Annotated in this window: 8 protein-coding genes and 2 pseudogenes; 9 read left to right on the top strand and 1 reads right to left on the bottom strand. The window is 41.7% G+C overall.

What is annotated here, in order from left to right:
• Positions 1-323: 323 nt before the first annotated feature.
• The 7 genes and pseudogenes from gltB (at position 324) to L2737_RS01465 (ending at position 9,838) form a co-directional block, all read left to right on the top strand.
• On the top strand, positions 324-4,772 hold the full coding sequence (gene gltB / locus L2737_RS01495; protein ID WP_248954813.1) for a glutamate synthase large subunit: 4,449 nt from the start codon (positions 324-326) through the stop codon (positions 4,770-4,772).
• Positions 4,773-4,777: 5 nt separating this feature from the next.
• Positions 4,778-6,190, top strand: a complete 1,413-nt coding sequence (locus tag L2737_RS01490; RefSeq protein WP_248954518.1) for an FAD-dependent oxidoreductase — start codon at positions 4,778-4,780, stop codon at positions 6,188-6,190.
• 237 nt (positions 6,191-6,427) lie between these two features.
• A complete protein-coding gene (locus tag L2737_RS01485; protein ID WP_102529716.1) occupies positions 6,428-7,120 on the top strand; it encodes a 5'-methylthioadenosine/adenosylhomocysteine nucleosidase in 693 nt (230 codons plus the stop codon).
• Positions 7,121-7,204: 84 nt separating this feature from the next.
• Positions 7,205-8,206, top strand: coding sequence for a cobalamin biosynthesis protein CobD/CbiB (locus L2737_RS01480; protein WP_248954517.1), 1,002 nt, complete (start codon positions 7,205-7,207; stop codon positions 8,204-8,206).
• Between the two features lie 80 nt (positions 8,207-8,286).
• Positions 8,287-8,658: pseudogene (locus L2737_RS01475) on the top strand (DUF2721 domain-containing protein); the annotation flags it as partial.
• A gap of 61 nt (positions 8,659-8,719) precedes the next feature.
• Positions 8,720-9,352: a trimeric intracellular cation channel family protein gene (locus L2737_RS01470; RefSeq protein WP_198589622.1), complete on the top strand. Its 633-nt coding sequence runs from the start codon at positions 8,720-8,722 to the stop codon at positions 9,350-9,352.
• 75 nt (positions 9,353-9,427) lie between these two features.
• Positions 9,428-9,838 (top strand): nuclear transport factor 2 family protein, encoded by a 411-nt coding sequence (locus tag L2737_RS01465; RefSeq protein WP_102529791.1) that lies wholly within the window; start codon positions 9,428-9,430, stop codon positions 9,836-9,838.
• A gap of 184 nt (positions 9,839-10,022) precedes the next feature.
• Here the strand turns inward: L2737_RS01465 and tyrS are convergent.
• A pseudogene (tyrS, locus tag L2737_RS01460) lies at positions 10,023-11,201 on the bottom strand (tyrosine--tRNA ligase); the annotation flags it as partial.
• Positions 11,202-11,326: 125 nt separating this feature from the next.
• On the opposite strand from tyrS, the gene L2737_RS01455 reads away from it, so the two are divergent.
• Positions 11,327-12,856, top strand: a complete 1,530-nt coding sequence (locus tag L2737_RS01455) for a peptidoglycan DD-metalloendopeptidase family protein (RefSeq protein ID WP_248954516.1) — start codon at positions 11,327-11,329, stop codon at positions 12,854-12,856.
• A 313-nt stretch (positions 12,857-13,169) separates the two neighbouring features.
• Entirely contained in the window at positions 13,170-14,294 is a 1,125-nt protein-coding gene (locus tag L2737_RS01450) for an anhydro-N-acetylmuramic acid kinase (RefSeq protein ID WP_248954515.1), read from the top strand.
• Position 14,295: the final 1 nt, after the last annotated feature.

Raw genomic sequence — 14,295 nt, 5'->3', positions numbered from 1 at the left:
AATTAACACTGTACTTGAAAATAAATTCACTATTTATAAAACTAAATCAATTAGACCTAAGTGTTAACGAAAAGTAACAAAACTTTTTAGTGATTTTTAAAATTCTTTTTATTCATAAGGTTATACGAACAAAACCACAGTTTACGTTAACGTCAACAAGCTTTTTTTTAACATTTGCAATTGCAATAACAATTCATTTTGTTGAGTAATTTAAGTTTGACCTTTATTCATTATCGGGCTAATTTGGGTGGTTCGGGTGCATATCTATGAGAACTTCTCCGCATTATCCGAGTCGTATTAAGTTAGGTTTAGGGAGTTTTTGTATGAGCTTATATCATCCCAGCTTTGAGCGGGACAATTGTGGTTTCGGTTTAATAGCCCAAATGGATGGCGATGCTAGCCATCGTATTGTCCGTACCGCTATCCACGGATTAGACAGAATGAAACACCGTGGCGGTATTGCATCGGATGGCCGCACAGGTGATGGCTGTGGACTATTAATGTCGATGCCTAAAGATTTTTTTGCAGCCGTTGCAACAGAAAACGATTGGCATTTAAGCCGCAAGTTTGCAGTGGGTATGTTGTTTCTAAGTCAAGATCCAGTAAAAGCAGAAACATCAAAAGCAATTTTAGAAAAAGAACTCCAACGTGAAACGCTGAGTGTCGCAGGCTGGCGAAAGGTCCCAGTTAATCCAGACGTACTTGGTGAAATAGGCCGTAAAAGTTTACCGCAAATTTATCAGGTACTGATTAATGCGCCAGTAGGCTGGCGAGAAAAAGATTTAGAACGCCGTCTATATATGGCGAGACGTCGTCTTGAGCAACAAATTGTTGATGACAACGATTTTTACGTTGCCAGCTTATCGGGTCAGGTCATTGTCTATAAAGGCTTAATGATGCCTGCGGACTTGCCTTCGTTTTATACTGACCTTGCTGATATTCGTTTAAAAAGTACTATTTGCTTATTCCATCAACGCTTTTCGACTAACACATCGCCTAAATGGCCTTTAGCACAACCGTTTAGATTTTTAGCTCATAACGGTGAAATTAATACCATTACAGGTAATCGTCAGTGGGCACGCGCTCGTGCATACAAGTTTAATTCACCACTTTTACCTGACTTACAACAGGCAGCCCCTTTTGTAAATGAAACAGGTTCAGATTCATCGTCATTAGATAACATGCTAGAAATGCTGTTATCTGGCGGGATGGACCTCTATCGTGCTATGCGCTTGTTGATCCCACCAGCATGGCAAAGTAATCCAGAAATGGATGACGAGTTGAAAGCATTCTACGACTTTAACTCAATGCATATGGAGCCGTGGGACGGCCCTGCCGGCATTGTAATGAGTAATGGCCGTCATGCTGCCTGTGCTGTCGACCGTAACGGTCTACGCCCTTCTCGTTACGTTATAACCAAGGACAGAATCCTAACACTGGCTTCAGAAGTCGGCATTTGGGATTACTCTGCAGATGAAGTGGTTGAGAAAGGTCGTGTTGGCCCTGGCGAGTTATTAGTTTTAGATACCATGAATGGTCGTCTATATTCGTCATTCGAAATCGATAACGATTTAAAGCGCCGTCATCCTTACAAAGAATGGATGGCTAAGAATAGCCGTACATTAGTTCCAGCCAATCAAATTGAATCTGCTCAGCAAGGTGCAAGTAATTTCTCTGCTGATGTATTACTTCAATACCAAAAACAATTTGGTTACAGCCGTGAAGAACTTGAACAAGTTATTTGGGTACTCGCTAGTAAAGGTGAAGAAGCAACAGGCTCTATGGGTGACGATACCCCAATGGCTGTATTGTCTAAAAAATCCCGTTCACTTTATGACTACTTCCGTCAAAAGTTTGCTCAGGTCACTAACCCGCCGATTGATCCGTTACGTGAAAAACACGTAATGTCATTGACCACTTGTGTTGGTCGAGAGCAAAACCTATTTTGTGAAACTACCGGTGTTGCTTATCGCGTGATGTTCGAGTCCCCAGTGCTTTTATTCAGTGACTTCAACCAATTGCTTGGCTTAGATAGCACTTATTATCGTGCTAACACGGTTGATCTTAACTATGACGCCCATGAAGACTTACAACAAGCGATTGAGCGCATCACTGATGATGCAGAACGCTTAGCAAGAAGTGGCACAACCCTACTGATTTTATCAGACCGCGCAACCGCTAAAAATGTTCAGGTTATTCCTGCTGCTATGGCTGTAGGTGCGGTGCAGCAACGTCTTGTTGATAAAAGTTTGCGTTGTGATACTAACATTATCGTTGAAACCGCTTCAGCACGTGATCCTCATCATTTTGCTGTTTTACTCGGCTTTGGCGCGACGGCTATTTATCCTTACTTAGCTTACGAGTCAATTTCGGCAATGGCGAAGAAAAACCAAGTAGAAGATGACAGCATCTTGATGCTTAACTTCCGTCAAGGCATTGAAAAAGGCCTGCGTAAGATCATGTCTAAGATGGGCATCAGCACCGTTGGTTCTTACCGTTGTAGCCAACAATTTGAAGCAGTGGGTCTATCATCAGATGTGATTGAACTTTGCTTTAAAGGTGTTATTAGCCGTATCGAAGGTGCGAGCTTTGAACATCTAGCTGCCGATCAAAAGAAACTTCATACCGCCGCATATCGTGCCCATATACCATTACCGCAAGGTGGTTTATTGAAGTATGTTGAAGGTGGTGAATATCACAGCTTCAACCCTGATGTAGTCAATACACTACAACAGAGCCTTAAAGATCAAGACTATCCAAAATACAAGAAATTTGCCGCGTTAGTCGATGACCGACCTATTGCGACATTACGTGATTTAATTGGCGTTAAAGGGACTAACCAAGCCATTGAAGAGTCACAAGTCGAAGTAGCAGAAAACCTATTCCCGCGTTTCGATAGTGCAGCAATGAGTATCGGTGCATTAAGCCCAGAAGCTCATGAAGCACTTGCTGTTGCGATGAACCGTATTGGTGGTCGTTCAAACTCTGGTGAAGGTGGTGAAGATGCCAGTCGCTTTAATAGCGAGCGCAATTCAGCCATCAAACAGATTGCATCAGGCCGCTTTGGTGTTACCGCTCATTACTTAGTTAATGCTGACGTATTGCAAATTAAAGTAGCCCAAGGTGCTAAGCCGGGTGAAGGTGGTCAATTACCAGGTCATAAAGTCAGTGTTGAAATTGCAGGTTTACGTCATGCACGTCCTGGCGTGACCTTGATTTCGCCACCGCCACACCACGATATTTATTCAATTGAAGATTTAGCTCAGCTGATTTTCGATTTGAAACAAATCAACCCTAAAGCGCTCGTGTCGGTGAAACTCGTTTCAGAGCCTGGTGTCGGGACTATTGCTACAGGTGTCGCAAAAGCCTATGCCGATATGATCACCATTTCTGGTTATGACGGTGGTACTGGCGCAAGTCCAGTCACTTCAGTTAAGTATGCTGGTTCTCCATGGGAATTAGGTCTTGCAGAAGTGCATCAATCATTGGTTGAAAATGGCTTGCGTCATAAAATTCGCTTACAGGTTGATGGCGGTTTAAAAACAGGCTTAGACATTGTTAAAGCTGCTTTGTTAGGTGCTGAAAGCTTTGGTTTTGGTACCGTGCCTATGATTGCGTTAGGGTGTAAATATTTACGTATTTGTCACTTAAACAACTGTGCAACCGGTGTAGCCACTCAAGATAAAAACTTACGTGATAAGCATTACCATGGTTTACCTGAGCGAGTGATTACTTACTTTGAGTTTGTAGCACAAGAAGTCCGTGAATGGATGGCAAGCCTTGGTGTGGCTAAATTTGAAGACTTAGTCGGTCGCACTGATTGGCTCTATGCCCTTGAAGGCCAAACAGCCAAACAACTTGGGTTAGATTTAGCGCCTATTTTATATCAGCCTAAAGTAGCGGAAGGCAGCGCAATTACCTGGAAAGAGTTGAATCCACCATCAGATAAAGGTGAACTTAACTTACAAATTGTCACTGACGCTGCTCAATCAATACTTGAAGGCAAAGCGTTCAGCAAGCAATACGCAATTAATAACACTAACCGCTCAATCGGTGCTGCGCTTTCTGGTTACATTGCTACCAATATCGGTGTCAAAGGTGCTAAAGAGCCAATTTCACTACAGTTCAACGGTAGTGCAGGTCAAAGCTTTGGTGTGTGGAACAGCCCAGGTCTTGAGATGAATCTGGTTGGCGATGCGAACGATTACGTCGGTAAAGGCATGTCTGGCGGTAAGATTGTTATCAATCCACCTGTCGGTAGTCCTTTCCAAAGTGAGCAAAGTGCCATTATGGGTAATACCTGTTTATACGGTGCAACGGGTGGACGCGTATATGCTGCAGGTCAAGCCGGTGAACGTTTTGGTGTACGTAACTCTGGTGCTATCGCTGTTGTTGAAGGTGTGGGTGATAACGGTTGTGAATACATGACCGGCGGTATTGTTGTTGTACTTGGCCAAACAGGTGTGAACTTTGGCGCAGGTATGACTGGTGGCTTTGCTTACATTTTTGACAGATTTAATCACTTTAGTCGCCGCGTAAATACGGAACTTGTTGATACGCAAAAATTAGAATCAAAAATTCAGCAACAGCATCTTAAAGAGCTGATTGAAGCACATGTTGAAGCCACAGGCAGTGAACATGCCAAGATGATCCTAAGTGATTTTGAAAACTGGTTAGACTGTTTTGTATTAGTTAAGCCTAAGAATATTGCCGTTGCCGACTTGCTTAAAATTGAGCAAAAAAGCCCGGAATTAGCTGTGAAGGCGGGGTAATTTAAATGAGTAATGATTTTCAATTTATCGAGGTGGATCGTAAAGATCCGACTAAGCACTCGGCCAAAGAGCGTTCGACACAGTTTATCGAAATTTATCAGCCTTTCTCTCAGCCACAAGTGGCAGAGCAAGCAGACCGCTGTTTAGATTGTGGTAACCCTTATTGTGAGTGGAAATGCCCACTGCACAATTATATTCCAAATTGGCTAAAGCTTGCAGAGCAGGGTCGTATTCTTGAAGCTGCTGATTTAGTTCATGAGACAAATACGCTACCAGAAATTTGTGGCCGTGTTTGTCCACAAGACCGTCTTTGTGAAGGTGCTTGTACCCTCAATGACGACTTTGGCGCAGTTACTATTGGTAATGTTGAAAAATACATTACTGATACCGCTATTAGCCAAGGATGGCGACCAGACATGAGCAAGGTAACGCCTCGTAAAGAGCGCGTTGCAATTATTGGTGCGGGTCCAGCTGGTTTAGGTTGTGCGGATATTCTTAGCCGAAATGGTGTTAAAGCCGTGGTTTATGATAAGTACCCACAGATTGGTGGTTTACTGACATACGGTATTCCTTCATTCAAGCTTGATAAAGACGTTATGCAAACCAGACGTAATGTCCTCGAAGGAATGGGAATTGAATTTAAAATGGGTGTCACTGTTGGTAAAGACATCCCATTTAAAACCCTGCTTGATGAATACGATGCCGTGTTCTTAGGTATGGGAACATACACAGCAATGAAAGCGCGTCTGCCCGGTGAAGACAGTCAAGGTGTGATTCAAGCATTACCATATTTGATTGGTAATACCCATGAATTGATGGGCACACAATGTCCAGACAACCCATATTTAAGCCTTGAAGGCAAAAATGTAGTGGTATTGGGTGGTGGTGATACTGCGATGGATTGTGTGCGTACAGCAGTTAGACAAGGCGCTAAAAGTGTCACTTGTGCATACCGTCGTGATGAAGCCAACATGCCAGGTTCTCGCCGTGAAGTGCAAAATGCACGCGAAGAAGGGGTTAACTTCTTATTTAATCGCCAACCTGTAGCGATTAAAGAACAAGATGGTGTTGTAACTGGGATTGAATGCGTTGAAACCCAAATGGGTGAAGCGGATGAGTCTGGCCGTAAAAAAGCTGAAGTGATTCCAGGAAGTGAGCAAATTCTTGAAGCTGATGCCATCATCATTGCGTTTGGTTTCCAAGCAAGCCCAGCAGCTTGGTTCAATGACTTTGGCATTGAAACCAACGAATGGGGTTTAGTAAAAGCCAGTAAGTTTGATGACAATCCATTTCAAACGACAAACCCGAAAGTGTTTGCTGGTGGTGATATGGTGCGCGGTTCAGACCTTGTTGTTACCGCTATTGCTGAAGGCCGTGATGCAGCACAAGGGATTTTAAACTCTTTTGAAGATGCCTAACTTCAGCTGAATAGGTTTAGGCTATTAAATAAGTCATAAAAGCGCATTGAAAAATGCGCTTTTTTTATCGATAAAATTTATATCGCTCCCAGTTCTACTTTCCCCATCTATGCTATATTAGCCGCCATATTTACCGCTAAGTGTCTGTTTGCCAGCTAGGCGTTATTCAAACAGCTCTACTTCGCTATATTAATGCCAATAATTAACTAATTGGCTTACAAAAATGAGAATCAGTTTATGAAAATCGCTATCATCGGTGCAATGGAACCTGAAGTTGCTCACTTAATTGAAACAATGACTAACCCTGTACATTCAACCGTTGCAGGTATTGAATTTGTTGAAGGTCAATTATCAGGTCAAGATGTTGTAGTGACACGTTCTGGCATTGGTAAAGTCGCTGCAAGTATTGCAACAACGCTAGTTATCAATAACTTCAATGTTAACGCTGTTATCAATACTGGCTCAGCTGGCGGATTTGTTGATAGCTTAAGTATCGGTGACATTGTGATTTCATCAGAAGTACGTCACCACGATGTCGACGTTACCGCTTTTGGTTACGAAATCGGTCAAATGGCTTCTCAGCCAGCTGCTTTCATCCCTGATGCAAAACTAGTTGAAGCTGCAAAAGCTGCGATTTCATCTTTAGGTGAAGCACAGGTGATTGAAGGGTTAATTGCTACTGGTGATAGCTTCATTTGCGATCCTGAGCGTACAAAAATCATGTTGAACAACTTCCCTACAATGGCGGCCTGTGAAATGGAAGCTGCTGCAATTGCGCAAGTATGTCACCAGTTTGAAGTTCCTTTTGTGGTTATCCGATCGCTTTCAGATAATGCCAACAATGACTCTGCAGTCGACTTTGATACTTACATTGTTAAAGCAGGTCACTATTCTGCACTTATGGTCATTGCGTTATTAAAACAGCTATAATCCGGTTATCGGCTGATTAAACGCATTATTTTGCTCAAAACAAAATGCACAGTGCAGTAAAAACAATGGGATGGTCACACTAAATTGATTGATAGCACCTTTTACGAAGAGTTAATTCGAATAGATGGCAACTTACTACAAAGTTGCTTGGTGCTATTTATGGCGTTATTTATTTCACGAGTTGCGCCTATTTCTAGGAAGTATCATCCGGTTGTTTTGTTTCATCAGTTGGCTAATTTACTTAGCCAAAAAGTCATTCACCCACAACGTAGCCCTAAGCAGCAAGTAACAGCAGGTCTGCTGGCAAGTATGTTGTTAGTGGTACCAATCTGGTTTACGATTTACTTTATTCTTTCCTTAGCTGCTTACCCTTGGTTTTTCGATTGTATTCTGTTGTATTTCTGCATCAGCGACGCTGGATTTAAACCCGTGGCGAAAGATGTCATTAGCGCACTTGAACATGGTCAAAAGGCCACAGCTAAAGCAGACTTAGCGCCTTGGTTTGCGCAACAAACCCGTTCGTTATCAGAAATCGGTATTGCAAAAGCCACCATAGAAAGACTACTTATTTCGCCAATCTATGGCACCGTCGCCACTATATTATTTTATGCCATTGGTGGCACACCACTAGTATTGTTACTGCACCTCATTAAACAACTTGAGCATTGCTGGCCAAACTATGTCCCCCAGTACCGATTTTTTAGCGCAGCAATATATCTTTTCAACCGAATTATTTATGCTGTGCCAACGATGTTATGGAACCTCACTTTAGTGCTTCAAGGCGGTTTTAAAAATATCTCGTCACTAATAAACCAGCCTAGTCATACTGGTGGTATATACGGTTATTCAAGTTTATATATCGGCAGTAGAATTTTAGAAGTGGAACTAGGCGGCCCGCAAAAGTTTGTCTTCAACCAACAAGAGCAGCGGGTTGATGTAAGTAAAATCAACCCTTCAAGAATGCCAGAGGTCAGTGATATCAAAAATGCCATTAGCTTAACCTCATGGGCGGTCACTTTTTGGATTTCCTTTACCATCGCCATTCCTATGTTATGGACTGGATTAAGATGGGTACAAGCAATGTGATTTTATTTATAAAAGCGTTATTATATTTAGCTAAATGATTTATCCCGTTCCATTTGAGGCAAAACGTCTTGTTAGATAACATCCAAATATCGTTAACAACCCCCGGTTTATTATTCCCTGCCATTTCATTATTGTTACTGGCCTACACCAACCGTTTTTTTTCGTTAGCGGCGTTAATTAGAAACTTAAGTGCTTCAGGAAAACCTGTCGATAACGAACAAATTAAAAATCTCAGACAACGAATTAGCATCATTAGAAGGATGCAAGAAGCGGGTGTTGTCAGCTTCGCTATCTGTGTCGTAAGCATGATATTTATCTATTTAGGCTTTTTCCATACAGGCTCGATTGTTTTCGGTCTCAGCTTACTCTTTTTACTGTATTCACTTATTTTATCGGTTATAGAAATTAGAATATCTGTCGATGCGCTCAACATTCATATCAAAGAATTAAGCTGCCAACAGCATTGTAAAAATACACTTAACGAAAGCAAGTCACATACCCAAGAGCCATCTGATGATTAATTTTGAATGGATTTACTTTTTTGACCTTTGCGGTACTGCTGTATTTGCGCTTTCGGGCGCCATCGCTGCAGGGAAACACCGCATGGACCCATTTGGCGTCATCGTGCTTGCTTCGGTTACCGCTATTGGCGGCGGCAGTATTCGTGATGCCCTTACTGGCGCGACACCGGTATTTTGGATAAGTGATCCTAATTACGTTATCGTAATTCTAGCGACCGTGTTGGCTTGTTTTATATTGGTCAGAAAACCGCACAAATTACCCCAATTAACTCTCCCCATTGCGGATGCTTTTGGTCTAGCATTATTCACAGTCATCGGAGCAGAAAAAGCGTTAATGATGGGGTTATCTGGTATGTCAGCTGTTATTATGGGACTGATTACGGGTGTTGGAGGCGGTATTATTCGTGATTTACTCTGCCGCCAAGTTCCTATGGTGTTGCGTACAGAAATTTATGCAACAGCCTCAATCGTTGGTGGTATTTGTTATACCTTAAGTATTGAAGTAGGAATGGATAAGACCAGTGCCTTATTCTTTGCTATGTTCAGTACCTTAATTATTCGCCTAAGTGCAATACGTTGGCATTTGTCGTTGCCTGCATTTGATTTAAAAAGTAAGAGGCCCTAAGTGCGAATTGTTGGTTTGTTATGTGGTATTTTTTGTGGTTTATATAGCTTAACCAGTCATGCTGTTGTGGGTGAAATGCCTAAAGAGCAACAAATGGCAGTCCGGTATATGCAAGCGCTAACCGATCATGATTATCGTGCGCTTAGAAGCTTTTACAACCGTGATAGTGTTTTTTATGATAAAACCGCCAATGTCACCTATAAAGGTGGCAGGCATATTATTGATTTTTTCGAGCGGGCCCATGAAGGTGTACTCGAATACAAGTTCAATATTGAGCACATGTTTAACACAGGTTCATTAGTGGTGATGATTGGTAACTATCATCTTCGCGGGCCTGGTGAGCAATTTGGTAAACCGGGTAAAATTATTGAAATCGCCATACCGGGTGTAACCACTCTAAAATTTGATATGAATACCGACAGAATGACTGAACAAGTCGATTTAATGGATTACCAAACCATGTCGGATCAACTGCAAACTCAATAAATAGACCTAAGACTTATCAGCACTATTCGACAAGCCTCCCAAAAGTAGCATAAGTAATAAGCAGTACCCAAACAAAAAAACGACTCAAATGAGTCGTTTTTATTTAACCGCAATCAATGTTTAATGATGCGATTTAAACCAAAGTGATTTAGACCAAAGTGATTTAAACCAAAGTGATCTTAGCAAACTTACGTTTACCCACTTGGAAAATAGCCGTTAAACCCGCTTCAAACACTTGACGCGTATCAGCTAGTTTTTCACCATCCATCTTCACAGCGCCTTGCTTAACCATACGCATGCCATCTGAAGTTGAGCCCACTAAACCTGCACTTTTAAGCAAGTTAGCAATCGCTATACCTTCTTCACCAGCTGCAATGTCCATTTCTTCAATATCATCAGGCATCGCCCCTTTCTGGAAACGATTAATGAATTCTTGATGAGCTGCTTCAGCTTGTTCTTGGTCATGGAATCTTGCGATGATTTCTTTAGCCAGGGCAATTTTCACATCACGCGGGTTTTGGCCGTTAGCAATGTCTTCTTTAAATTGGGCAATTTCAGCTAATGGACGGAATGAAAGCAACTCGAAGTAGCTCCACATTAGGTCATCTGAAATAGACATGATTTTACCGAACATTTCGTTAGCAGGCTCACTCACACCAATATAGTTATGAGCTGACTTAGACATCTTCTTAACGCCATCTAAGCCAACTAATAATGGCATCATGATCACTGTTTGCGGCTTTTGACCTTCAGCTTTTTGTAACTCACGGCCCATTAGCAAGTTGAACTTTTGATCCGTTCCACCTAACTCTACATCGGCTTTCAATGCTACAGAATCATAACCTTGTAACAGTGGGTACATGAATTCGTGAATGGCAATCGCCTGCCCTGATGCATAACGCTTTTTAAAATCATCACGCTCCATCATACGAGCAACAGTTTGCTTTGAACCTAAACGGATCATCCCAGCTGCGCCTAATGGCTCTAACCAACTTGAGTTAAATTCGATGCGCGTTTTAGCGGGGTCTAGAATTTTAAAAACCTGCTCTTTATAGGTTTCAGCGTTAGCAAGTACATCTTCGCGTGTTAACGGTGGACGAGTGCTATTTTTACCACTTGGATCGCCGACCATACCGGTGAAGTCGCCAATCAAGAAAATCACTTCGTGACCGAGCTCTTGAAACGCACGCAGCTTATTTAAAATGACCGTATGGCCTAAATGAATATCTGGAGCGGTTGGATCTGCACCTAGTTTGATTCTTAAAGGACGTCCCTCTTTAAGTTTTTCTAGCAGATCTGACTCGAGTAATATCTCGTCGGTACCACGTTTAATTTCTGCTAACACTTGGTCTAAATCAGCCATTTCGGCACCTACTCCTGCAGCTTTGATAAAAAAATAAGAGGCCTATATTACTTGTTAGCCACGCTAATTGAAAGTGTGTACACTAAGGGGATTACAACGAAAAAGAGAAACTGGTACATAGGTCGATGGCAAAGCTAATCACTTTATTCAAATTACTGCCAAAAGTGCATCAAATAGCACTGAGTTTATTAGTTATTTTCACGGTAATTATCGTGTTATTTCCCTCTGATGACGCTAAAGCATCCAAGCAAACTACCGGTGGTACTGTCGATATTTCTGACCGTCTTGGCTTACAGCAAGATAACGATGATGAAAACGCTGAAACCAGCTCAAGAAACAAGCAATCCGAGTACTCGGTGCCTTTAGCTTTTAGAACACCAACGCCCCCGAACGAAAATAGTCTTCCGTCGAGTCAATCGACGCAAAAACAACAATCTCTCGCACCGTCAAAAGATAGCAGCCCTATTGCTAACTTAGATCCATTATCGACTTCTGATAATAACTTATTATCCCATAATGACGATGTTGAAAATGCTGTGCCTTACCGCGAAGCCGACCTACTGTCACACAAGTCATTTAAAGTGTCTAAAGGTGATACTTTTGGTGGCTTAGCCAATCGTGCAGGCTTAAGCCCACGAGATGTTTATCAAATAACGCGTCTGCCAAAATCGAAAAAGAACTTACTTAAGATCATGCCAGGCGAAGAAATCATAGTCACAAAAGATGCCCAGGATGAAATAACGCAAATCAGTTATCAAATGGACAAGATTTCAACCCTGTTAATCAGTAAAAATGAAGATAAATTTGAAGAAAAAGTGAATGTAAAAACCATCACCTTAGAGAACAAATTTATCACCGCCAATATCAGTAGTAATTTTTGGAATGCTGCAGCGACAGCGGGTTTATCTGCTAACCACATTATGCAACTGGCTAATATCTTTGGCTGGGACATCGATTTTGCATTAGACATTCGCAAGGATGACCATTTCTCATTAATGTTTGAGGAAGAGTTTGTTGATGGTCAATTCATTGGCACGGGCAACATCTTAGCTGCTGAATTTTATAATCAAGGCGAGCGCTATACCGCAGTGCGCTATACCGACGGTGAATATTATTCAGAATCTGGTAATAGTATGCGTAAAGCTTTTTTACGCTCGCCAGTTGATTTTAAATATGTCAGCTCAAGCTTTAACCCTAGACGTTTACACCCTGTAACAGGACAAGTCAGAGCCCATAGAGGCGTGGATTATGTTGCCGCAATAGGTACACCCATTAAAGCGGCAGGCCGGGGTAAAGTCGTTGAAGCCAGCTACAATAAATACAATGGTAACTATGTCTTCATTAAGCATAATGACACTTACACCACTAAGTACTTACATTTAAACAAACGCAAAGTTAAACGCGGTGACACGGTTAAACAAGGCGAGATTATCGGAACGTTGGGCAAAACAGGCCGAGTCACTGGCGCTCATTTGCATTACGAGTTCATTGTGAATGGCGTACACCGTAATCCAAGAACGATTAAATTACCCAAATCTCAACCGATTGATAAAAAAGAGAAGAGCCAATTTGCGGTTTTGAGTAAACAACTTATGGCAAAAATCGAGCAAAATAAACAGCGCCATTACGCCAATACAAACAACTCATTTGAATAGCTGATTTTGGGCGCTGATTTTGGGCGCTGATTTAGGGCATTGAGTGGGAGTCACTTATATTTATTACAACTAAGACTCACCAGCGTTAGCGGCTACTGTTAACCGCAATGAGCATGTCAGTTTACCTGTTATAATTAGACAGTCCTGCCGTACAGTTCAATTTAGGTTTACGGCAGTTAAGTACACTGTAATACGGAACTAGACAAAATCAATAAAACTCAATAAAACTCAATAAAACTCAATACTGAGCTTATTAGACTCTTGAGCAAAAAAACATTTACTATCCACTTTCCCTTAATTTGAGCTATTCACTATGACAATATCCCATCATCAACCTCACTATTTCATCGGTTTAATGTCAGGGACCAGTATGGATGGTGTCGATGCTGTGTTAGTGGACTTCTCAGATAACAAAAGCCACCTTATTGCCAGTCATAGTATTGAAATACCTGAACACCTTTTAATACAACTACACCGTTTATGTACTCCTAATACTGATGAAATTAATATTATGGGGCGCATGGATAGAGCGATGGGACTTTTGTTTGCCCAGGCTGTTAATGAGCTATTAGCCAAAACAGCACTTGATAAAACAGACATTATTGCAATCGGTAGCCATGGGCAAACCATCAGGCACATGCCAAATCTTGAACATGGCTTTACCCTCCAAATTGGTGACCCTGAAACCATCGCTGTTGAAACAGGGATTAATGTGATTGCGGATTTTCGCAGAAAAGATCTCGCTTTAGGTGGACAAGGTGCCCCATTAGTCCCAGCATTTCATCAAGCTATGTTTGCTAGAAATAACTATCCAAGAGTCATCCTAAATATTGGTGGTATTGCTAATATCACTTACCTGCCTGGCGACAGTGACCAAGTTATTGGTTTTGACACAGGTCCAGGAAACACCTTGATGGATGCATTCATTCTACAAGAGCAACTACTTCCATTTGATGAATCTGGCCAATGGGCCGCATCAGGCACCACTGATAATGATTTCCTACAACATTTGTTGTCACACCCATACTTTGCTATGGCTTATCCTAAAAGCACAGGTAGAGAACTATTTAACCAAGCATGGTTAGAACAACAAAAAGCCAATTTTTCTCACTTAAGTCTTGCTGATATTCAATCGACGTTATTGGACTTAACTTGCCATAGCATTGCTAACGATATAAATCGTTTAACTGACTCAGGCAGTGTATTTGTTTGCGGTGGTGGAGCGTTAAATAAAACCTTAATGCAACGTTTAAACTTACTATTACCCAATCTTGCACTTTCAACCACATCTGCAATCGGCATGGATCCAAAGTGGGTAGAAGGTATTGCATTTGCTTGGTTAGCGATGCGCAATCACCATGGTTTAAGTGGTAACCTACCTGTAGTGACGGGTGCAAGTCGATTTGCGGTGCTAGGTAGTTTTTATCAAGCCAACTAGC

The sequence above is a fragment of the Shewanella electrodiphila genome, from assembly GCF_023283985.1.
GTDB classification, from domain to species: domain Bacteria; phylum Pseudomonadota; class Gammaproteobacteria; order Enterobacterales; family Shewanellaceae; genus Shewanella; species Shewanella electrodiphila.
This window is presented reverse-complemented; position numbering and strand designations above follow the sequence as displayed.

Bases quoted from the DNA above. Each gene is read 5' to 3' on its own strand.
- L2737_RS01465 (WP_102529791.1), top strand. From the start codon at position 9,428: ATGCCTAAAGAGCAACAAATGGCAGTCCGGTATATGCAAGCGCTAACC.
- L2737_RS01450 (WP_248954515.1), top strand. From the start codon at position 13,170: ATGACAATATCCCATCATCAACCTCACTATTTCATCGGTTTAATGTCA.
- L2737_RS01470 (WP_198589622.1), top strand. From the start codon at position 8,720: ATGATTAATTTTGAATGGATTTACTTTTTTGACCTTTGCGGTACTGCT.
- L2737_RS01485 (WP_102529716.1), top strand. From the start codon at position 6,428: ATGAAAATCGCTATCATCGGTGCAATGGAACCTGAAGTTGCTCACTTA.
- L2737_RS01455 (WP_248954516.1), top strand. From the start codon at position 11,327: ATGGCAAAGCTAATCACTTTATTCAAATTACTGCCAAAAGTGCATCAA.
- L2737_RS01490 (WP_248954518.1), top strand. From the start codon at position 4,778: ATGAGTAATGATTTTCAATTTATCGAGGTGGATCGTAAAGATCCGACT.
- gltB (WP_248954813.1), top strand. From the start codon at position 324: ATGAGCTTATATCATCCCAGCTTTGAGCGGGACAATTGTGGTTTCGGT.